The 19,542-nt window shown below is 69.8% G+C and carries 19 protein-coding genes and 1 riboswitch; of the genes, 15 read left to right on the forward strand and 4 right to left on the reverse strand.

Features of this window, described 5'->3' with window-relative positions; genetic code table 11:
• Positions 1-3: 3 nt before the first annotated feature.
• Positions 4-1,131 carry a glycine cleavage system aminomethyltransferase GcvT gene (gene gcvT, locus AB0472_RS34790; RefSeq protein ID WP_366362498.1) on the reverse strand — a complete coding sequence of 376 codons (1,128 nt, stop codon included), beginning with the start codon at positions 1,129-1,131 and terminating at the stop codon, positions 4-6.
• 158 nt (positions 1,132-1,289) lie between these two features.
• Positions 1,290-1,387: riboswitch (glycine riboswitch) on the reverse strand.
• Between the two features lie 189 nt (positions 1,388-1,576).
• Between gcvT and AB0472_RS34795 the strand changes: the two genes are divergently transcribed.
• The 8 genes from AB0472_RS34795 to AB0472_RS34830 all read left to right on the forward strand — a co-directional run bounded on the left by AB0472_RS34795 (position 1,577) and on the right by AB0472_RS34830 (position 10,916).
• Positions 1,577-2,254 (forward strand): AAA family ATPase, encoded by a 678-nt coding sequence (locus AB0472_RS34795; protein ID WP_366362500.1) that lies wholly within the window; start codon positions 1,577-1,579, stop codon positions 2,252-2,254.
• Between the two features lie 167 nt (positions 2,255-2,421).
• Positions 2,422-3,213 carry an enhanced serine sensitivity protein SseB gene (locus AB0472_RS34800; RefSeq protein ID WP_366362502.1) on the forward strand — a complete coding sequence of 264 codons (792 nt, stop codon included), beginning with the start codon at positions 2,422-2,424 and terminating at the stop codon, positions 3,211-3,213.
• A 181-nt stretch (positions 3,214-3,394) separates the two neighbouring features.
• A complete protein-coding gene (locus tag AB0472_RS34805) occupies positions 3,395-4,186 on the forward strand; it encodes an enhanced serine sensitivity protein SseB C-terminal domain-containing protein (RefSeq protein ID WP_366362503.1) in 792 nt (263 codons plus the stop codon).
• 375 nt (positions 4,187-4,561) lie between these two features.
• Positions 4,562-5,569 (forward strand): ABC transporter permease, encoded by a 1,008-nt coding sequence (locus AB0472_RS34810; RefSeq protein WP_366362505.1) that lies wholly within the window; start codon positions 4,562-4,564, stop codon positions 5,567-5,569.
• Between the two features lie 69 nt (positions 5,570-5,638).
• The gene (locus tag AB0472_RS34815; protein ID WP_366362507.1) at positions 5,639-7,435 is read left to right on the forward strand and encodes an ABC transporter substrate-binding protein; all 1,797 of its coding nucleotides are present in this window, start codon (positions 5,639-5,641) and stop codon (positions 7,433-7,435) included.
• A 111-nt stretch (positions 7,436-7,546) separates the two neighbouring features.
• Positions 7,547-8,545, forward strand: a complete 999-nt coding sequence (locus AB0472_RS34820) for an ABC transporter permease (RefSeq protein ID WP_366362509.1) — start codon at positions 7,547-7,549, stop codon at positions 8,543-8,545.
• Positions 8,542-9,639 carry an ABC transporter ATP-binding protein gene (locus AB0472_RS34825; protein WP_366362511.1) on the forward strand — a complete coding sequence of 366 codons (1,098 nt, stop codon included), beginning with the start codon at positions 8,542-8,544 and terminating at the stop codon, positions 9,637-9,639. The genes AB0472_RS34820 and AB0472_RS34825 overlap by 4 nt, the downstream gene beginning before the upstream one ends.
• Positions 9,640-9,662: 23 nt before the next feature.
• Positions 9,663-10,916, forward strand: a complete 1,254-nt coding sequence (locus AB0472_RS34830; protein WP_366362513.1) for a dipeptide ABC transporter ATP-binding protein — start codon at positions 9,663-9,665, stop codon at positions 10,914-10,916.
• 92 nt (positions 10,917-11,008) lie between these two features.
• Here AB0472_RS34830 and AB0472_RS34835 read toward each other — a convergent pair whose 3' ends face one another.
• A complete protein-coding gene (locus AB0472_RS34835; RefSeq protein ID WP_366362515.1) occupies positions 11,009-11,530 on the reverse strand; it encodes a hypothetical protein in 522 nt (173 codons plus the stop codon).
• 331 nt (positions 11,531-11,861) lie between these two features.
• Between AB0472_RS34835 and AB0472_RS34840 the strand changes: the two genes are divergently transcribed.
• Complete coding sequence (locus tag AB0472_RS34840; RefSeq protein WP_366362517.1) at positions 11,862-13,253, forward strand: M1 family metallopeptidase; 1,392 nt, start codon at positions 11,862-11,864, stop codon at positions 13,251-13,253.
• Between the two features lie 47 nt (positions 13,254-13,300).
• On the forward strand, positions 13,301-13,960 hold the full coding sequence (locus AB0472_RS34845; RefSeq protein WP_366362519.1) for a trimeric intracellular cation channel family protein: 660 nt from the start codon (positions 13,301-13,303) through the stop codon (positions 13,958-13,960).
• On the opposite strand, the gene AB0472_RS34850 is transcribed toward AB0472_RS34845, so the two are convergent.
• Complete coding sequence (locus tag AB0472_RS34850) at positions 13,869-15,098, reverse strand: alpha/beta hydrolase-fold protein (protein WP_366362521.1); 1,230 nt, start codon at positions 15,096-15,098, stop codon at positions 13,869-13,871. The genes AB0472_RS34845 and AB0472_RS34850 overlap by 92 nt on opposite strands.
• Before the next feature lie 198 nt (positions 15,099-15,296).
• Here AB0472_RS34850 and AB0472_RS34855 point away from each other — a divergent pair, with 198 nt between their 5' ends.
• Both AB0472_RS34855 and AB0472_RS34860 read left to right on the forward strand, forming a co-directional pair.
• Positions 15,297-16,148: a thioesterase family protein gene (locus AB0472_RS34855; protein ID WP_366362523.1), complete on the forward strand. Its 852-nt coding sequence runs from the start codon at positions 15,297-15,299 to the stop codon at positions 16,146-16,148.
• Between the two features lie 237 nt (positions 16,149-16,385).
• On the forward strand, positions 16,386-16,754 hold the full coding sequence (locus AB0472_RS34860; protein ID WP_366362525.1) for a hypothetical protein: 369 nt from the start codon (positions 16,386-16,388) through the stop codon (positions 16,752-16,754).
• A gap of 195 nt (positions 16,755-16,949) precedes the next feature.
• Here AB0472_RS34860 and AB0472_RS34865 read toward each other — a convergent pair whose 3' ends face one another.
• Complete coding sequence (locus tag AB0472_RS34865) at positions 16,950-17,588, reverse strand: TetR family transcriptional regulator (protein WP_366362527.1); 639 nt, start codon at positions 17,586-17,588, stop codon at positions 16,950-16,952.
• A 120-nt stretch (positions 17,589-17,708) separates the two neighbouring features.
• Here AB0472_RS34865 and AB0472_RS34870 point away from each other — a divergent pair, with 120 nt between their 5' ends.
• From AB0472_RS34870 to AB0472_RS34880, 3 genes are all read left to right on the forward strand, one after another.
• Complete coding sequence (locus tag AB0472_RS34870; protein ID WP_366362529.1) at positions 17,709-17,876, forward strand: hypothetical protein; 168 nt, start codon at positions 17,709-17,711, stop codon at positions 17,874-17,876.
• A 35-nt stretch (positions 17,877-17,911) separates the two neighbouring features.
• Positions 17,912-18,190 (forward strand): DUF4190 domain-containing protein, encoded by a 279-nt coding sequence (locus AB0472_RS34875; RefSeq protein WP_366362561.1) that lies wholly within the window; start codon positions 17,912-17,914, stop codon positions 18,188-18,190.
• 170 nt (positions 18,191-18,360) lie between these two features.
• Positions 18,361-19,524, forward strand: coding sequence for a cysteine desulfurase family protein (locus AB0472_RS34880; protein ID WP_366362531.1), 1,164 nt, complete (start codon positions 18,361-18,363; stop codon positions 19,522-19,524).
• Positions 19,525-19,542: the final 18 nt, after the last annotated feature.

Genomic DNA, 19,542 nt, shown 5'->3' on the forward strand with positions numbered 1-19,542 from the left:
CGGTTACTTCCGGCGCTTGTAGAACGGCAGCGGCACGACCTCGTACGGCTCGTGACTGCCCCGGATGTCCACGCCGACGCCCGCCGTGCCCGGCGCCGAGTGCGCCGCGTCGACGTACGCCATGGCGATCGGCCTGCCCAGGGTGGGGGAGGGGGCGCCCGAGGTGACCTCGCCGATCACCTCGCCACCGGAGACCACCGGGTATCCGGCGCGCGGCACCCGGCGGCCCTCGGCGACCAGGCCGACGAGCACCCGCGGCGGGTTCTGCTCGGCGCGGGCGGCGGCCTCGGCGAGCGAGGCGCGCCCCACGAAGTCGCCCTCCTTCTCGAACTTCACCACCCGGCCGAGCCCGGCGTCGAAGGGGGTGAGCGAGGTGGTGAGCTCGTGCCCGTACAGCGGCATGCCCGCCTCCAGGCGCAGCGTGTCCCGGCAGGACAGCCCGCACGGCACCAGGCCCACCGGCTCACCCGCCTTGGTCAGCGCCTGCCACAGCTCCACCGCGTGCTCCGGCTTCACGAACAGCTCGAAGCCGTCCTCGCCGGTGTAGCCGGTGCGCGCGATCAGCGCCGGGACGCCGGCGACGGTGCCGGGCAGCCCGGCGTAGTACTTCAGGCCGTCCAGGTCGGCGTCGGTGAGGGACGCGAGGATGCCGGGGGACTCCGGGCCCTGGACGGCGAGCAGCGCGTAGGCGTCCCGGTCGTCGCGGACCTCGGCGTCGAAACCGGCGGAGCGCTCCACGAGCGCGTCGAGGACCACCTGGGCGTTGGAGGCGTTGGCGACGACCAGGTACTCGGTCTCGGCGAGCCGGTAGACGATCAGGTCGTCCAGGATGCCGCCGTCGGCCCGGCAGATCATGGTGTAGCGGGCCCGGCCGACGCCCACGGAGGCGATGTTGCCGACCAGGGCGTGGTTCAGCAGGGCGGCGGCCTGCGGGCCGGTCACGGTGATCTCGCCCATGTGGGAGAGGTCGAAGAGCCCGGCCCTGGTCCGCACGGCGACGTGCTCGTCGCGCTCGGAGCCGTAGCGCAGGGGCATGTCCCAGCCGGCGAAGTCGGTCATGGTCGCGCCGAGCGAGCGGTGCAGGGCATCGAGCGCGGTACGGCGGGGTGCGGCGGAATCGGTACTGCTCATCGGTCGGTCGTCTCCCGGTGGTTCCAAGGGCATGACAGGCGAGGGCTGTCCTCCCCATCTGTCATCGGAACCTGAGAGGTTCGCCCTGACCACGGACGTGATCACGGCTTGCACCTTGGGTGGAGCCACTGACACAGCGGCCCGCTTTTCAGATGTGCCTCGCCCGCGCGGTAACGGGGCCTGAGAGATTCAAGGGAGGGACTTGCTCCTTCGGCGCCCCAGCGAAGACGGCTGGGGACTCTCCCGCGCGGATTCAAGCGGCCGGTATGCAGTTGGCGCGGACATCATTGCACGCCGCCCGGGGCCGTGGCAGGCCGGACCTGTCCCGCACCTTTGTGACCGGCTTGTGGCAGGACGTGAACGGAACCGCGAGACACCGTGCATTACCTTCTCTTTACATTATGTGGGGAAAACCTTTCCTGAACCCCCAGGGAGGACGGTCACGGTGACAAGGACCACGGCGACCACGGCATACGCGACGACGACGGGCATCGCCCTGCCCCAGCAGCCGGCGGCCCCGGCCCGCGAGCGGTGCGGCGAGCTCTCCGCACCGGTCGTCCGCGACCTGCGCGACCGCGCCGGGCACAGCCCGCACGCACTGCTCTTCGGCCCCCGGGACCTGGTCGTGGTCACCGGGCTGCCCGGCAGCGGCAAGTCCACCCTGATGCACCGCACCGTGCAGGGCATCCGCATCGACTCCCAGGACACCCGCGACCGCTGGGACGCCCGCCTGGCCCGGCTCCTGCCCTACGCCGCCTACCGCCCGCTGGTCCGCCTCGCCCACTACGGCGGGCTGCGCCGGGCCCTCGGCACCGGGGAGGGCGTGGTCGTGCACGACTGCGGGACCCAGGCCTGGGTGCGCGACTGGCTGGCCCGGGAGGCCCGCCGCCGCGGCGGCACCTTGCACCTGCTGCTCCTCGACGTCACGCCGGGCACGGCGCTGGACGGCCAGCGCGAGCGCGGGCGGGGCGTCTCCCGGTACGCCTTCCTGCGCCACCGCAGGGCGGCCGGCCGGCTGCTGCGCGCGGCGGAGAAGGGGCGGCTGCCCGAGGGCGTCGGCTCGGCGGTCCTCCTCGACCGGGCCGCCGCGGATGTACTGCGCCGGATCGCCTTCGACCGCTGAGCGGGCCGCCGACCGGCGCCGACCGGCGGGCGGCCCCGGGCGCGGTGGGACGGCCGTGGCGGGTCCGGGCCGCCTTCGCGGCCCGAACCGGCTGGTGGGGTGGCTTTGTCGGCGTCACCCGCTAGCCTTTCCAGCCTCAGTAGCGGTTTCCAGCAGGCGGTAGGCAGATGGACTTCCCGGCGGACGTTCCCGCGGACTTCCCGGCACAGGCGCACCCCCACCCGCACGGCGGGTGGCCCGGCAACGAACTGGAGGAGGTCCTGTCGGCCTCCCTCGGCGTGCCCGCTGCGGCGGGCCGGCTCATCGAGGTACTGGGCCGGAGTTTCCTGTGGATCCCGCTGCCCGAGGGCGGCGGCCCGCACAGCGGCCCGCTGGACCTGCCCACCACACAGATCGAGGGCCGGGTGTACGTGCCGGTCTTCAGCTCCGAGGAGCAGTTCCGGCTGGTGGCCGGCTCCCACTTGTCGTACACGATCGCCCCGGCGGTCGAGTTCGCCCGCGGTCTGCCCCCGCAGGTGGGCATCGCCGTGAACCCCGGGGGAGTGGTCGGTGTCCCGCTGCCGCCGGAGGCGGTCGCCCAGCTCTGCCGGGTCGGCCGCACCGAACTGGACGGCCCCACCTCCGGCGGCCGGGTCCGCCTCTTCGAACCGGACTGGCAGGACGACCCGATGGACTTCCTGGCCGCGGCGTCGGCGGAGTTCGCGGCGATCGGCGTGGTCGCCACGGCCCGCCGCTGCCTGGCCGCGGTCGAGACGGCCGACCCGGTGATGTTCGTGGGCGTCGAACTCTCCCAGTGGGAGGGCGACCTGCGCGCCCTGCCCCTGGAGGCCCTGGGCAAGGCGCTGGGCCGGGTCCCGGTGCAGTGGCCGGTGAACCTGGTCCTCCTGGATGTGGCGGACGACCCGGTGGGCCACTGGATGCGGGAGAACGTGCGCCCCTTCTACCAGTACGGCCACTGAAAGCGCCCCGTCAGGGGCGCGGGGCCGTATCCATGTGCGGCTCCGCCCCGCGGGCGCGACCGGCCGCCGACCACGCGCACCCGCCGACGGACAATCGGCCCCCGCCCCTTGGGCGCATAAGCTGTCTCCAAACGCGGGGCGCCCTCCAGACGCGGGGCACCAGATGAAGGGGCGGTAACACGTGAGCGCCAGCGGCACCGCGGCGGCCGGACAGGTCGAGCACATGCTGCGCCAGGTAACCCCCGGGCGCTACGACGCCTACGAGGCACTCCTCCGCGCCCTCGCCACGCCCTCCTCCGGCCAGATCTGGATGCTGCTCTGGCACGGCCAGGCCGGCTCCCCCGACGCCCAGTACGGGAACATGGAGGTCGAGGGCCACGGCTACGCCCCCTGCGTGACCTCGGCCCAGGAACTCTCCGCGAGCGGCTGGAACCGCTCCTACGAGGTGGTCGACGGCATCGACGTGGCCCGCACGCTCTACCCCGACCACTTCGGCCTCTGGCTCAACCCGCACGCCCCGGGCGGCGGCGTCGGCATCCCCTGGCTGGACCTGCGCCGCATCGCCACCGGCCTGGACCGCCAGCCGGCCGGGCCGCTGCGGCTCACCGAGCCGGCCATCGAGGTCCCGCAGTTCTACGCCCTGCTCACGCAGAACGCCCACCGCACCCCCGCGGTCCGCTCGTTGCGCCGCGCCTGGGTACAGCCGGCCCTCGGGGCGCCGTACCTCGCGATCGGTCTGGACGTGTACGACACCTCGCCGTCGGCGGTGGACTCGGTGCGGGGGATGATGCATCAGTCGATCGGCGCGGTGCCGGACGGACTGCCGGTGTCGACGGTCGCGATGACCGACGAGTACGACCCGGTCGTGATGTGGATGCGGGCGACGGCACGGCCGTTCTACGACCGCGAGGCGCACGCGGCACCGGCCCCGGCCGCGGGGTACGGGTATCCACCCGCGCCGGGCGTCTACTGACCGCGCGGTGCCCCTCCTTCAGGGGGGGTTCGGCGGCCGGGCCGACGGCGTAACGTATCGCCGGGGGAGCTGCGACGGCTGAGGCGGGGGCCTGAGCCGGTCTGCGCGCGTAGTCCGCGGATATATGCCAGCTCATGCGATGTCTTGTCAAGGTATGTCCGTGTCCGGCGGGCGTTACCCGACGTTCGGATAACGAAACTACATGCTCGTATCACGGTTGCGCATCCATTCACCGCCAACTCTGGCAACCAGTCGCCACAGCGTTGAAGACTCGCGCTTCATGGGGTGTTCAACCCTGCCCAGGAGAGAGCGATCATGCCGCTACCAGCGGCAAGTGCAAGCCGGCTACAGCCGGTTGAGAGGGGTCCCTGCCAGATGACGGCACCATTGCACGAGCCGACCGCGGAGGCGGCCCCGAGTGCGGCCGAAGAAGCGGCGGTTGCCAGCGCCGGTGACAAGGGCGTGCAGGGACGTTCCCTGGGCCGGATCGCCTGGGAGCGCCTCAAGCGCGACAAACTCGCCCTCTCGGGCGGCATCGTCGTGCTCCTCCTCATCCTGGTCGCCGTCCTCGCCCCAGTGATCGCCAACCTGGTCGGACAGGATCCGGACACCTTCCACGAGAGCCTGATCGACCCTCTGTTCGGCACTCCCAAGGGGTCGTTGGGCGGCATCAGCGGCGACCACCTGCTCGGCGTGGAGCCCGTCAACGGCCGCGACATCTTCGCGCGGATCCTCTACGGCGCCCAGATCTCGCTCCTCGTGGGCTTCCTGTCCGCGATCGTCGCCGTCGTCCTCGGCACCGTCCTCGGCATCCTGGCCGGCTTCTTCGGTGGCTGGGTCGACTCGGCGATCAGCCGCGTCATGGACGGTCTGCTGGCCTTCCCGCAGCTGCTCTTCATCATCGCGCTGGTCTCCGTGATGCCGAACGAGATGCTGGGGCTGAGCGGTTCCAGCGTGCGTGTCTTCGTGATGATCCTGGTCATCGGCTTCTTCGGCTGGCCGTACATCGGACGCGTGGTGCGCGGACAGACCCTCTCGATGCGTGAGCGCGAGTACGTCGAGGCCGCCCGATCCCTGGGTGCCGGGCGCTTCTACATCCTGTTCAAGGAACTGCTGCCCAACCTGGTCGCGCCGATCATCGTGTACACGACGATGATGATCCCCACCAACATCCTCACCGAGGCGGCACTGAGCTTCCTGGGTGTGGGCGTCAAGCCGCCCACGTCCTCCTGGGGGCAGATGCTCTCCACCGCGATCGACTACTACGACTCGGACCCCATGTACATGGTCGTCCCCGGCGTGGCGATCTTCATCACCGTTCTGGCCTTCAACCTCTTCGGCGACGGCGTGCGGGACGCGCTGGACCCGAAGGGCTCCCGCTGAACCGCTTTACCCCAAGCGTCCCGTGCCATCTACACGGGGTCTCTCATCTAATCCGGAGGATCCGAGATCGTGACTACCCAACGCACCTCAGGGCGGCGTAAGCAGGCGCTGGCCGCTGCTGCCGCGGTCGCAGGCATGCTGGCCTTGGCGGCGTGCGGCGGCGGCGGCAGCAGCGACGACGGCGGTTCGAAGAACGGCGCCGCCGGCTTCGACGCGGCGAACAACAAGGTCGCCCAGGCCTCGCTGGTCAAGAAGGGCGGCGAGCTCAAGTTCGTCTCCGCCCAGGACGCCGACTTCTGGGACACCACGCGCGGTTACTACGGCTTCATGTGGGACTTCTCGCGGTACTACAGCCGTCAGCTGCTCACCTTCAAGACCGAGCCGGGTGCCGCGGGCGCCGAGCTCACGCCCGACCTGGCCACCGACATGGGACAGGTCTCGCCCGACGGCAAGACCTACACGTTCCACCTGCGTGACGGGATCACCTGGGAGGACGGCAAGGCCATCACCTCCCAGGACGTCAAGTACGGCATCGAGCGGGTCTGGGCGCAGGACGTGCTGTCCGGCGGTCCGATCTACCTCCAGCAGATGCTCGACCCCAACAACACCTACAAGGGTCCCTACAAGGACACCGCGAAGGACCACCTCGGTCTGAAGGCGATCTCCACGCCCGACGACAAGACGATCGTCTTCCACCTGCCCAAGGCGAACTCGGACTTCAAGCAGGTCCTCGCCATGGTCACGGCGTCCCCGGTCCGCCAGGACAAGGACACCAAGGCGAAGTACACGCTGCACCCGTTCTCCTCCGGCCCGTACAAGTTCGAGTCGTACAGCCCGGGCAAGAAGCTGGTGCTGGTGCGCAACACCAGCTGGAAGGCGTCGTCCGACCCGGTGCGCAAGGCGTACCCGGACAAGATCTCGCTGACCATCTCCTCGAACCAGTCCGACATGGACCAGCGTCTGATCAACGGCGACTACGACATCGACGCCGGCCAGACGGGTCTGGGTCCGCAGGGCCGCACCATCGCCCTGAAGGAGCACAAGGGCAACCTGGACAACCCGATCTCCGGGTTCATCCGCTACGCGGTCTTCCCGCAGAGCGTCAAGCCGTTCGACAACGTCGAGTGCCGCAAGGCGGTCATCTACGCGGCCGACCACGTGTCGCTGCAGACCGCGCGCGGTGGCCCGATCGCCGGTGGTGACATCGGTACCAACATGCTCCCGCCCGCCATCGCCGGTGGCGAGGGCCAGAAGTACGACCCGTACCAGATCTCCGGTGCCAACAAGACCGGCAACGACGACCTGGCCAAGAAGGCGCTGAAGGCCTGTGGTCAGCCGAACGGCTTCAAGACCACCATCGCCGTCCGCAACAACAAGCAGCAGGAGGTGGCCACGGCCACGTCCCTGCAGGCGGCGCTGAAGAAGGTCGGCATCCAGGCCGACATCTACCAGTACGACGGTTCGCAGAGCTCCGGCATCATCGGCTCCCCCTCGAACGTCGCGAAGAAGAAGCTCGGCATCATCATCATGGGCTGGGGCGCGGACTTCCCGACCGTCCAGGGCTACGGCGCCCCGCTGTGGGACAGCAGCTACATCCTGCAGAGCGGTAACAACAACTTCGCCCTGATCAAGGACAAGACGATCGACGGGCTCTTCGACCAGTACAACACCCAGCAGGACGAGGCGAAGAAGACGCAGATCGCCACGGAGATCAACCACAAGGTCACCGAGGGCGCGTACTACCTGCCCTTCACCTTCGAGCGACTCCTGAACTGGCGCTCCTCGCGTATCGCCAACGTGTACACGACGAACGCGTACAGCGGCTACTACGACTTCGTCAACATCGGTCTGAAGTCCACGAAGTAATCCCGGCACACCCGCCGCACGGCACGAAAGGCAGGTGAAGGCCGGCGCGGCGGGACCGTGGGCCACCGGAAGACCTCCGGTGGCCCACGGTCCCGCGGCGGGCCGTTAGCTGTGCTCGCTTACCTCATCAGGCGGCTGTTCGCCGCCGCAGTGATGCTGGTGGTCATCATCCTGGTGGTCTTCTGCATCTTCTTCCTCGTCCCCAAGTGGGCCGGCGTGGACATCGCCACGAGCTTCGTGGGCAAGCAGGCCGACCCGCACGCCGTCGCGGCGGTGCGGGAGAAGCTGGGTCTGGGCGACCCGATCTTCGTGCAGGTCTGGCACTTCTTCAAGGGCATCTTCGTGGGCCGCACCTACGCGGCCGGCGGCGACGTCACCCACTGTGCCGCGCCGTGCTTCGGCTACTCCTTCCGTAGCGAGCAGGCCGTCTGGCCGGTGCTGACCGACCGCTTCCCGGTGACCCTGGGTCTCGCGCTCGGCGCCGCCGTGCTGTGGCTGGTCTTCGGTGTCGCGGCGGGTGTGCTCTCCGCGCTCAAGCGGGGCAGCATCTGGGACCGCACGGCCATGGTGGTCGCGCTCGGCGGTGTGTCCCTGCCCATCTACTTCACCGGTCTGCTCTCGCTGGCGGTCTTCAGTTACGGACTGAACTGGATCAACGGCCAGTACGTGCCGCTGGACCAGAGCTTCTCCGGCTGGCTCGGCGGCATGATCCTGCCCTGGATCACGCTCGCCTTCCTCTACGCCGCCATGTACGCCCGTATCACCCGCGCCACCATGCTGGAGATCCTCGGCGAGGACTACATCCGCACGGCGCGCGCGAAGGGCCTCAAGGAACAGGTCGTCATCGGCAAGCACGCGATGCGCTCCACGATGACGCCGATCCTGACCATGCTCGGCATGGACCTCGGTGCTCTCATCGGCGGCGCCATCCTGACCGAGACGACCTTCAGCCTGCCGGGCCTCGGCCAGGCGGTGCTGACCGCCATCAAGAACCAGGACCTGCCCATCATCCTGGGCGTCACCCTGATCACTTCTCTCGCGGTGCTGATCGCCAACCTCGTGGTGGACATCCTGTACGCCGTGATCGACCCCCGAGTGAGGCTCTCATGACGGAACTGAGCAAGAGCGGTGCGGCCGTGGGCGAGCCCACGAGCGCCTCGCCCGCTCCGACGGCCTTCCTGGAAGTGCGCGACCTGAAGGTGCACTTCCCGACCGACGACGGCCTGGTCAAGTCCGTCGACGGACTGTCCTTCCAGCTGGAGAAGGGCAAGACCCTCGGCATCGTGGGCGAGTCGGGTTCCGGCAAGTCGGTGACCTCGCTCGGCATCATGGGCCTGCACACCGCCGGGCAGTACGGCAAGCGCAAGGCGCAGATCTCCGGCGAGATCTGGCTGGACGGCACCGAGCTGCTGAGCAGCCCGCCCGACGAGGTGCGCAAGCTCCGCGGCCGCCAGATGTCCATGATCTTCCAGGACCCGCTGTCCGCGCTGCACCCGTACTACACGATCGGCCAGCAGATCGTGGAGGCGTACCGCGTCCACCACAACGCCGACAAGAAGACCGCCAAGCGGCGCGCGATCGAGATGCTCGACCGGGTGGGCATCCCGCAGCCGGACAAGCGGGTGGACAGCTACCCGCACGAGTTCTCCGGCGGTATGCGCCAGCGCGCGATGATCGCGATGTCGCTGGTCAACAACCCCGAACTGCTCATCGCGGACGAGCCGACGACCGCCCTGGACGTGACCGTCCAGGCGCAGATCCTCGACCTGATCCGGGACCTGCAGAAGGAGTTCGGCTCCGCGGTCATCGTCATCACCCACGATCTGGGCGTCGTCGCCGAACTCGCCGACGACATCCTGGTGATGTACGGCGGCCGCTGTGTGGAGCGCGGGCCGGCCGAGAAGGTGTTCTACGAGCCCCGGCACCCCTACACCTGGGGTCTGCTGGGCTCGATGCCGCGCCTCGACCGTGAGCAGCAGGAGCGCCTGATCCCGGTGAAGGGTTCCCCGCCCTCACTGATCAACATCCCGTCGGGCTGTGCCTTCAACCCGCGCTGCCCGTACGCGGACGTCCCCAAGGACAACGTCACCCGCACGGTCCGTCCGGAGCTGACCGAGGTCGGCGGCCGGCACTGGGCCGCCTGCCACATGACGCAGGAGCAGCGGGAGCGGATCTGGACCGAAGAGATTGCGCCGAAGCTGTGAGCGAGAATCCCAAGGACACCGCAGTGACCATTCCTGCGCAGAGCGACGGTGCCGCCTCCGCCGCGGGCACCGCCCAGGGCGAGACCCTGCTCAAGGTGACCGGGCTCCAGAAGCACTTCCCGATCAAGAAGGGCCTGCTCCAGCGGCAGGTCGGCGCCGTGCACGCGGTCGACGGGCTCGACTTCGAGGTCAAGGCCGGTGAAACCCTCGGCGTCGTGGGCGAGTCCGGCTGCGGCAAGTCGACGATGGGCCGGCTGATCACCCGGCTGCTGGAGCCGACCGGCGGCACGGTCGAGTTCGAGGGCAGGGACATCACGCATCTCGGCGTCGGCGGCATGCGTCCACTCCGCCGCGACGTGCAGATGATCTTCCAGGACCCGTACTCCTCGCTGAACCCGCGCCACACCATCGGCACGATCATCGGGGCCCCCTTCAAGCTCCAGGGCGTGACGCCGGAGGGCGGCGTCAAGAAGGAGGTGCAGCGGCTGCTGTCGGTGGTCGGCCTCAACCCCGAGCACTACAACCGCTACCCGCACGAGTTCTCCGGCGGCCAGCGCCAGCGCATCGGCATCGCCCGCGCGCTCGCGCTGAAGCCGAAGCTGGTGGTGGCCGACGAGCCGGTCTCCGCGCTGGACGTGTCGATCCAGGCGCAGGTCGTGAACCTCATGGACGACCTCCAGGAGGAGCTGGGCCTCACCTACGTGATCATCGCCCACGACCTCTCGGTGGTCCGACACGTCTCGGACCGCATCGCGGTGATGTACCTCGGCAAGATCGTCGAACTCGCCGACCGGGACTCCCTGTACAAGGCGCCGATGCACCCGTACACCAAGGCGCTGATGTCGGCGGTGCCGATCCCGGACCCGAAGCGGAAGGACGCCAAGAGCGAGCGCATCCTGCTCAAGGGCGACGTTCCCTCGCCGATCTCCCCGCCCAGCGGCTGCCGGTTCCACACCCGGTGCTGGAAGGCGACGGAGATCTGCCGGACGACCGAGCCGGCGCTGGTCCAGCTGAAGCCCGGACAGCAGGTCGCCTGCCACCACCCGGAGAACTTCGAGGACCAGGCCCCGCAGGACACCGTGCTGCTGACCGTGGCCAAGGAAGCGGCCGAACTGGTCGCCGACGAGGTCCTCGCGGAGTCGGCGGCGACGTCGGCGGCGGTCGCGGCGGAGGTCGCAGAGATCGCCGAAGCCGAGGCCGAAGCGGACCCGGAGGAGTCCGGGGAACCGGCGCCCGCCGCCGAATCCGAAAATTCGGAGAGTGACGGCGAGAAGTAGTCGGAATAATTCAACGCGAATTCCCCGGCAGCCCTTTCGGGTTGCCGGGGAATTTCGTATGTGGTGGCCTTTTCGGCACAGGCCTTTTCAGGTCAGGACTTCGTCTCCCAGTAGTGCCAGCCGACCGAGGTCGCCGGGAGCTTGGCGGTGCCCGACGCGAGCACCGTCGTGCTGCAGTTCGGGTTGGTGCGGTTGGACTCCCAGGCGACTTTGAAGCCGTTGGAGCCGTACTGCAGGTTCCCGTACTTGTGGGCGTTGATGTGGTGCGAGTACGAGTGGCCGGTCGTGACCGCCACGGACTTGGTGATGCTGCCGCTCACGGAGGCCTTGGCCGAGGCGAAGAGATAGCTCGCGCTGACCTCCAGCGAGGTGGAGAGGCTGTACGAGATGGTGGTTGCCTTGGTCACCGTGGCCGAGATGGTCCCGCCGGGGCCGTCCTTGAAGTAGGCCCCCTTCGCGGGGATTCGGTACGCCGTGTGCGACTTGATGAGCACCCCGTAGGTGGTCGGGCACGACTTCGGTGTGACGACGGCAGCCGACGCCGGCGCCGCCCCCGCGACGACGGGCACCGTTCCGGCCATGACGAACGCGGCCAGCATCGCTCTCTTGCGCATGGAAAATCCCCCAGTTGAGTGGTCCGGTTTTCGCTGTGGCGTAAACCCTCAAGTACGAGCGAGCGTATGAAGTTGACGGAGGTCGGTCAATCGAGTTCCGTCGTGATTGAGCAAGAATTGAGGTTGCTGTTTTGTGTCATGTAATCTCTGGCAAACTTCTCCTCAAGTCCCTTGAGCCTTCGGTGTGCCGATTTCGGGGTCCGCCGGCGCGACAGGAGCCAACTGGGCGGTTGCGCATGACAAGTTGGCAAAGTCGTGTACATGACCGAAGGGAAGGGGAGAGGGTTCGGTGTATCCGACCGAATCGGACCATGCACCGAAGGGACGACCCATGGCCTTCTCCCGTTCGGCACGTTTAGGGGCCCTCGCGATCGCGGCGGCCTCTTTCCTCGTCATAGCCGCCGCCCCCGCCCCCACCCCGGGCGCAGACGGCATCGGCGACCCCTACTTCCCGCAGCTCGGCAACGGTGGCTTCGACGCCCGGCACTACGACCTCGACGTGGCCTACGCCCCGGACACCGGCAGGCTCGACGGCCGTACCACGCTCACCGCCCGTGCCACCCAGAACCTCTCCGCCTTCGACCTCGACCTGCAGAAGCTGGAGGTCACGAAGGTCGAAGTGAACGGCAGGCGGGCCCGGTTCACGCGTACCGGCGACGAGATCACCGTCACCCCGCGGGACGCGCTCCGCAAGGGCCGCGACTTCACGGTCTCCGTCACCTACGGGGGGATACCCGAGGCCCTCAGCGGGCCCATCGTCTTCGGCTCCGACTACGGCTGGATGAAGACCCCCGACGGCGTCTTCGTCGCCTGCGAGCCCAACGCGGCCTCCACCTGGTTCCCGTCCAGCGACCACCCCTCCGACAAGGCCACCTACGACATCCGCATCAAGGCCCCCCGGGGCCTGACCGGGGTCTCCAACGGCCGGCTGGTCTCGACGTACGACAAGGGCGGCTCCACGTACAGCCACTGGCGCGAGTCGAAGCCGATGGCGACCTACCTCGCCACCGCCACCATCGGGAAGTTCGACGTGCGGACCGGGAGGACCCCCTCCGGCATCCCGATCTACGTCGCCATCGACCCGGTCCTCGCGAACAGCAACAGCGTCGACGTGTACGCCGTCACCGCGGCCGCCACCGACTACTGGTCGCAGCTCTTCGGGCCCTACCCCTTCGAGGAGACCGGGGCCATCGTCGACGACATGCCCGAGGCCGGGTTCTCGCTGGAGGTGCAGAGCAAGCCGGCCTACTCGGCGGTGCGCAGCGAGACGACGATCGTGCACGAGCTGGCCCACCAGTGGTTCGGCGACTCGGTGAGCGTGGCGCAGTGGAAGGACATCTGGCTCAACGAGGGCTTCGCCACCTACGCCCAGTGGCTCTGGGCGGAGCACCAGGGCACCAAGTCCGCCCACGACTCGTTCCTCGCCGCCTACAACTCCCGGGCCGCCGACAACCCCTTCTGGCAGACCGTCGTCGGTGACCCGCAGCGCGACACCATGTTCGCCTCGGGCGTCTACCAGCGTGGTGCGATGACCCTGCAGATGCTGCGCGAGCGCATCGGCGACACGGCGTTCTTCAAGCTGCTCCCGGCCTGGACGAAGCTGCACCGCTACGGCAACGCCGACACCGCCGACTTCATCCGCCTCGCGGAGAAGGTCAGCGGGCAGCAGCTGGACGACCTCTTCCGGACCTGGCTCTTCACCGCAGGGAAACCCGCCCTGTAGGCCTGGGTTTGTAAGGTTCATGCACCCTGACAGGTCACAATGTCAGGGTGCAGCTCCAGCAACTCTTCTCTCCCTCCGTCCAGCACACGCTCGACGTCATCGGCATCTTCGTGTTCGCCATCTCCGGCGCGCTGCTGGCCGTCCGCAAGAACTTCGACGTCTTCGGCATCGCGGTGATGGCCGAGGTCACCGCGCTGGGCGGCGGGATCTTCCGGGACGTGATCATCGGGGCCGTCCCCCCGGCCGCCTTCACGGACCTCGGGTACTTCATGACCCCGCTCATCGCGGCCCTGGTGGTGTTCTTCCTGCACCCGCACGTCGAGCGGATCCAGTCGTCGGTCCTGGTCTTCGACGCGGCCGGGCTCGGCCTGTTCGCGGTCAGCGGCACGACGAAGGCCTACTCCTACGGCCTCAACCTCACCGCCTCCGCCGCCCTCGGGCTCGCCACCGCGGTCGGCGGTGGCGTGCTCCGGGACGTGCTCGCCAACGAGGTTCCCTCGCTGCTGCGCTGGGACCGCGACCTGTACGCGGTCCCGGCCATCGTCGGGGCGACGACGGTGGTGCTGTGCATCCACTACGACGCGCTGAACCCGTTCACCAGCGGGCTCGCGGTCGTCACCGCTTTCGTACTGCGCCTGCTCGCGATGCGCTACCACTGGCGAGCGCCGCGTGCGTGGAACCGGCGTTCGACGGTTCGGGAGGAGTAGACCCGGCTCGGACGTGGCTCTGGCCCATGTTGAGGGTGAGCCACTCGAAGACCGTCGGCACCTGGGGCCGCCACAGCGTCATGTTGTGGCCGCCCGCGCTGCGCGGCAGGTACACCACGTGCACGGTGGTCGGGGCCTTGGCGATCTGTTCCAGCGCGACACCGGCCTGGTAGCCGTCGCCGGACTCGCCGGAGAGGTAAAGCGCGATCCGGGGCGGGGCGACCGCCTTGCGCAGCAGCAGGTAGGGGTTGTTCTGCTCGCGCAGGGTCACGCTCTGCGCGGCGAGCGAGTTGCGCTCGCCGATCGGGTCGTTGTAGCCGGACAGGCTGATCGCGGCCCGGTAGCGGTCCGGGTGGGCGACCGCCAGCTTGACCGCGCAGTGCGCGCCCGCCGAGTAGCCGGCCACGGCCCAGCCGGCGGGGGCGGCCGCGGCCCGGAAGTTGTCGGTGACCATCTTCGGCACGTCGATGCTGAGCCAGGTGTCCGCGTTGACCGTGCCCGGGATGTTGGCGCAGCCGGTGTCCACGCCCGCCAGCAGGTTGGTGCGCGGCGCGACCAGGATGAACGGCGCGACCCTGCCGCTCCTCATCAGCGGCTCCAGCTGCTCGGTCACCTTCAGCGAACCGAACCACGCCTTCGCCGAGCCCGGGTAGCCGGGCAGCAGCTCCACGACCGGGAAGCGGTGGTTGCGGTAGGCGGCCTCGTGGTACTGGGGCGGCAGCCAGACGTAGACCTCGGCGTTCACGCCCGAGACGCGGCCCTTGAGCTGGGTGACCTCGACCCCGCCGGCCGCCCGCATGCCCGGTCCGTCGGCCGCCGCGAAGGCCTGCTTCACCTTCGGCAGCCGTTTCAGCGCTATGCCGCCGGTACCGTCCTGGCCGAGGTTCGCGGCCTGCTGGACGTGGTCGCCGGTGCCGAGGAGGTCGGCCCAGTTGTCGTACAGGTTGTTCTCGTTGTTGACCAGTACGAAGATCAGCGTGACCGCGGTGGCCTGGGCGAACAGGAGCATCAGGATCCGGACCGCGGCGCGGACGGCCTTGGGGCCGCGCATCCTCGACCACAGGACGAGCGGCAGTATGAGGGCGATCACGGACAGGACGATGGTCGTGTAGAGGAACGGAGTCCCGGTGAGGCTCATGTCCCCATAGAGGGGAATGGAGGGCTCCGGGTTACGGACGTGTCCGGACACTTACCTAGAAATTGCCGGAACCTCACTCGGCCGACGGAGCCCTTACCGGCCGGGTGGGGGCCGGGGACCGCCGGGGTGCCTACCGGACGGCTGGTGCGTGGATCACAAAAGCTACCGCTTAGTAATCACTTCTTGTACTGTTCAGGCATGCCAGAAGCAGCATCCACGCGGGCCGTGATCGGTGACAGCGAGTTCGACCGCGACACCGCGGTCATCCGGCGCGCTCCCGGCGTCTACGACATCGATCTCTCGGCCGGCTGGACCATCATCAGCGCCGTCAACGGCGGCTACCTGCTCGCCGTGCTCGGCCGGGCGCTCGCGGACACGTTGCCGCACCCCGACCCGTTCACCGTCTCCGCGCACTACCTGACCGCGTCGCAGCCGGGCCCGGCGGTGATCCGCACGGACACCGTCCGCACCGGCCGCACCCTCTCCACCGGCCAGGCCTCGCTCTTCCAGTACGACGACGAGGGCAACGAGGTCGAGCGCATCCGCGTCCTCGCCTCCTACGGCGACCTCACCGCCCTCCCCGACGACGTCCGTACGACGGCCACCCCGCCCGCGATCCCGGCCATGGAGCACTGCTTCGGCCCGGAGGACGGCCCCGCCCCGGTCGAGGGCAGCTCCGCCATCACCGAGCGGCTGATGCTCAAGCTGGACCCCGCCACCCTCGGCTGGGCCCTCGGCGCACCCTCCGGCAAGGGCGAGATGCGCTCCTGGTTCGGCCTCGCGGACGGCCGTGACGCCGACCCGCTCTCCCTGCTCCTCGCGGTGGACGCGCTGCCGCCGACCGCGTTCGAGATCGGTCTCAAGGGCTGGGTGCCCACGGTCGAACTCACCGTCCACGTCCGTCACCGTCCCGCCCCGGGTCCGCTGCGCGTCGCCATCACCACCCGCAACCTGGCCGGCGGGTTCCTGGAGGAGGACGCCGAGGTCTGGGACGCCCGGGACCGCCTGGTGGCCCAGTCCCGCCAGCTGGCCCGGGTCCGCCTCGGCTGAATCCGGACCGGGGCCGGCGCGTCACCGTTCCGACGGCCGCCGGAACCTCGTTCTGTCACGGGCGTGTACCAGCGGGTAGGTGCCGCCGTGGCGCGAACTCCCAGGTCGGCGGCGCCTCTTGGAGAGTGCTTTACCTGCCTGACAGGCGGCGAACAGGGCGGCCCCAAGAAGGCCTTAAGCGCCGTTGGTTGAGTGCCACTCCTCAGGACTCCCTCATCCTCAATGGAGTTGTCTCTCATGAAGCGTGTACGTCTCGTCCCCGCCGCGGCCCTGCTCGCGCTGTCCCCGCTGCTGCTGACCGCGTGCGGCGGTTCGGGCGACTCGTCGTCGTCCTCCGGCGGCGGCGACTCCGGCGCGCAGAGCTGTCAGCAGCCGACCGGCAGGCCCACCGGCAACGCGTCGGGCCTGCCCAGCGGCGCGCCGACCGGCAACTCGACCGTCAAGCCGACGGGCACCCCCACCGGCATGCCGAGCGGCGGCCCGGGCGCCGGCGGCCAGGGCGGCCCCGGTGGTGGCATGGGCGGCGGGTGCGGCGGCGGCCAGGGCGGCCCCGGCGGCGGCGCGGCGCCCAGCGGCGCACCGACCGCACAGGCGACGAAGAGCTGACGGCAGAGGCCGTACGACAGGGGTGGCGCGTCCGGCGAACGGACGCGCCGCCCCTGTGCTGCGGTTGGGGAGCGCCCCGTAAGGGTCGCTGGGGGCACCCCCGGCCGAAGGCTGGGGGAGGAACCGCGCGACCAGCCACGACGGAGCCGCAGCAGACAGACGGCATACCGCGGCACTTCCAGCGGAGCGCTCAGCTCAGTCCAGCCAGTGCTGCCGGCCGAGGCTGATCAGCCGCAGCTGCCGGGTGGCGAGCCGGACGACGCGCTCCCGCTCCGCCTCGGAGGGCTCCGCCGACTCCGGCGACTCCAGGGTCTCCAGGAACAGCGAGGCGGTGATGAGCATCTGGTCCACGTAGAGGTGGGCGAGCATCAGCAGATCGTCGTCGCTCCACCCCTCGGCCTCGGGATCCTTGGCCAGCTCGGTCTTGACCTCCTCGGCGAACCGGGCGAGCTGGGCCCGGATCGCCTCCCGCACCGGCTGCACCCCGCCGTGCCGCTCCCGTGCGATGAACCGCACGTGTGCCGGGTGCGCGGCGACATGGCCGGCGATCAGCTGCACGGCCCGGGTGATGCGCTCCGCGCCGCCCGTGGCCACCGTCGTGCGGACCATCGCGTGCAGACTGCCCAGCGCCTCGTCGACGAGGGCGACGCCGAGATCGGCCGTCGAACGGAAGTGCCGGTAGAAGGCGGTCGGGGCGACGCCCACGGCCCGGGTGACCTCGCGCAGTCCCAGGCTGCTCAGGCTCTGCTCCTCCAGCAGGGCCAGCGCCGCGTCCAGGAAGGCCTGGCGGGTCTTCTGCTTCTGGGCCTGTCGGATGCCGAGGGTGTGACTCATGTCATCCAGTTAACAACTGTTCTCCGGAATTGGAAAGCCGTGCGAGTTGCTAGACTCAAAGTCAGTGAACAACTGTTACTACAACCGTTCACCCAAATGTAACGGAGGGGGATCGAACCCATGCTGTTCCTCGTCGCCGCACTCATGCTGCTCGGCGTGGTGCTGGGCACCGTGGCCCACGCGCCGCTCGACGTCACCGCGGGGCTCGCCACCGTGATCGTCGTCTGGCTGGCCGTCTTCGCACTCCGCGAGCGCCTCGCCCGCCGCCGTCACACCTCGGCCAACTGACCTTTCGTCCCCGCTCACTTGAGGAGCTGAGCATGATGCAACTCACCGCCCCCGCCACCCCTCGCCCCGAGACCCGCACCGGCAGCCGCGACGCCGACGGCATGGCCGTGGCGTCCTTCATCCTGGGCCTGCTCGGCCTCCTGGTCCTGAACCTGTTCCTGGGCCCGATCGCGATCATCCTGTCCCTGGTCTCCCTGTGGCGCGGCACGGCGCGCAAGGGCCGCGCGTACCTGGGCCTGGCCCTCGGCGTGGCGGACCTCGGGGTCCTGGCGATCGCGATGGCGGTCTCGAACACGGTCTCCTGGAGCCTGTAGGCGCGCCGTTCGAAGAGTCGCCCCTGCAGGGGCGCCGGGGACACCCCCGGCCGAAGGCTGGGGGCGGAACTGCGCGGCCAGCCACGAATCACCGGCACCCGCACGCCGGCACAGGCCACCTACGGCGGCTGGGCGGCCCTTACCCCGCCCCCCGTAGAATCGACCCCACCATGGCCTACCTCGACCACGCAGCCACGACCCCGATGCTCCCGGAAGCGGTGGAAGCACTCACCGCCGCCCTCCGCGTCAGCGGCAACGCGTCCTCCCTGCACGCCTCCGGCCGCAAGGCCCGCCGCACGGTCGAGGAATCCAGGGAGACCCTCGCGGAAGCGCTCGGCGCCCGCCCCAGCGAGGTCGTCCTCACCTCCGGCGGCACCGAGGCCGACAACCTCGCGGTCAAGGGCCTCTACTGGTCCCGCCGCGACGCGGACCCGGGCCGCACCCGGGTCCTGGCCAGCCCCGTCGAACACCACGCGGTGCTGGATGCCGTCGACTGGCTCGGCGAACACGAGGGCGCGACGGTGGAGTACCTCCCCGTCGACACCTACGGCCGGGTCCACCCCGACGCGCTGCGCGAGGCGATCGAACGCAACCCCGACGACGTGGCCCTCGCCACCGTCATGTGGGCCAACAACGAGATCGGCACGATCCTGCCGGTTCGTGAACTCGCCGCCGTGGCGAACGAGTTCGGCATCCCGCTGCACGCCGACGCGGTCCAGGCCTTCGGTCAGATCCCGCTGGACTTCGGCACCTCCGGTCTCGCCGCGATGACCGTCTCCGGCCACAAGGTCGGCGGCCCGTACGGCATCGGCGCCCTGCTCCTCGGCCGTGAGCACACCCCCGTGCCCGTCCTGCACGGCGGCGGTCAGGAACGGCACGTGCGCTCCGGCACCCTCGACGTCCCGGCGATCGCCTCCTTCGCGGTGGCGGGGCGGCTCGCCGCCGAACGCCGCGAGTGGTTCGCCCGGGAGATCGGCGCCCTGCGCGACGCGCTGATCGACGCCGTCCGTACGGCCGTACCCAACGCGATCCTCGGCGGCGACCCGCTGGACCGGCTTCCCGCCAACGCGCACTTCACCTTCCCCGGCTGCGAGGGCGACTCGCTGCTCCTGCTGCTCGACGCCCAGGGCATCGAGTGCTCGACGGGCTCCGCGTGCACCGCCGGGGTCGCCCAGCCCAGCCATGTCCTGCTGGCCACCGGCACCGACCCCGACCTGGCCCGCGGCACCCTGCGCTTCTCGCTCGGCCACACCTCCACCCAGGCCGACGTCGAGGCGGTCGGGAAGGCGATCGGCCCCGCGGTGGAGCGGGCCAGGGCCGCCGGGCTCAGCTGACCGGCCGGCAGACGCGAA

Origin of the sequence: Streptomyces sp. NPDC086777 (assembly GCF_040702065.1) — a bacterium.
Classification (GTDB): domain Bacteria; phylum Actinomycetota; class Actinomycetes; order Streptomycetales; family Streptomycetaceae; genus Streptomyces.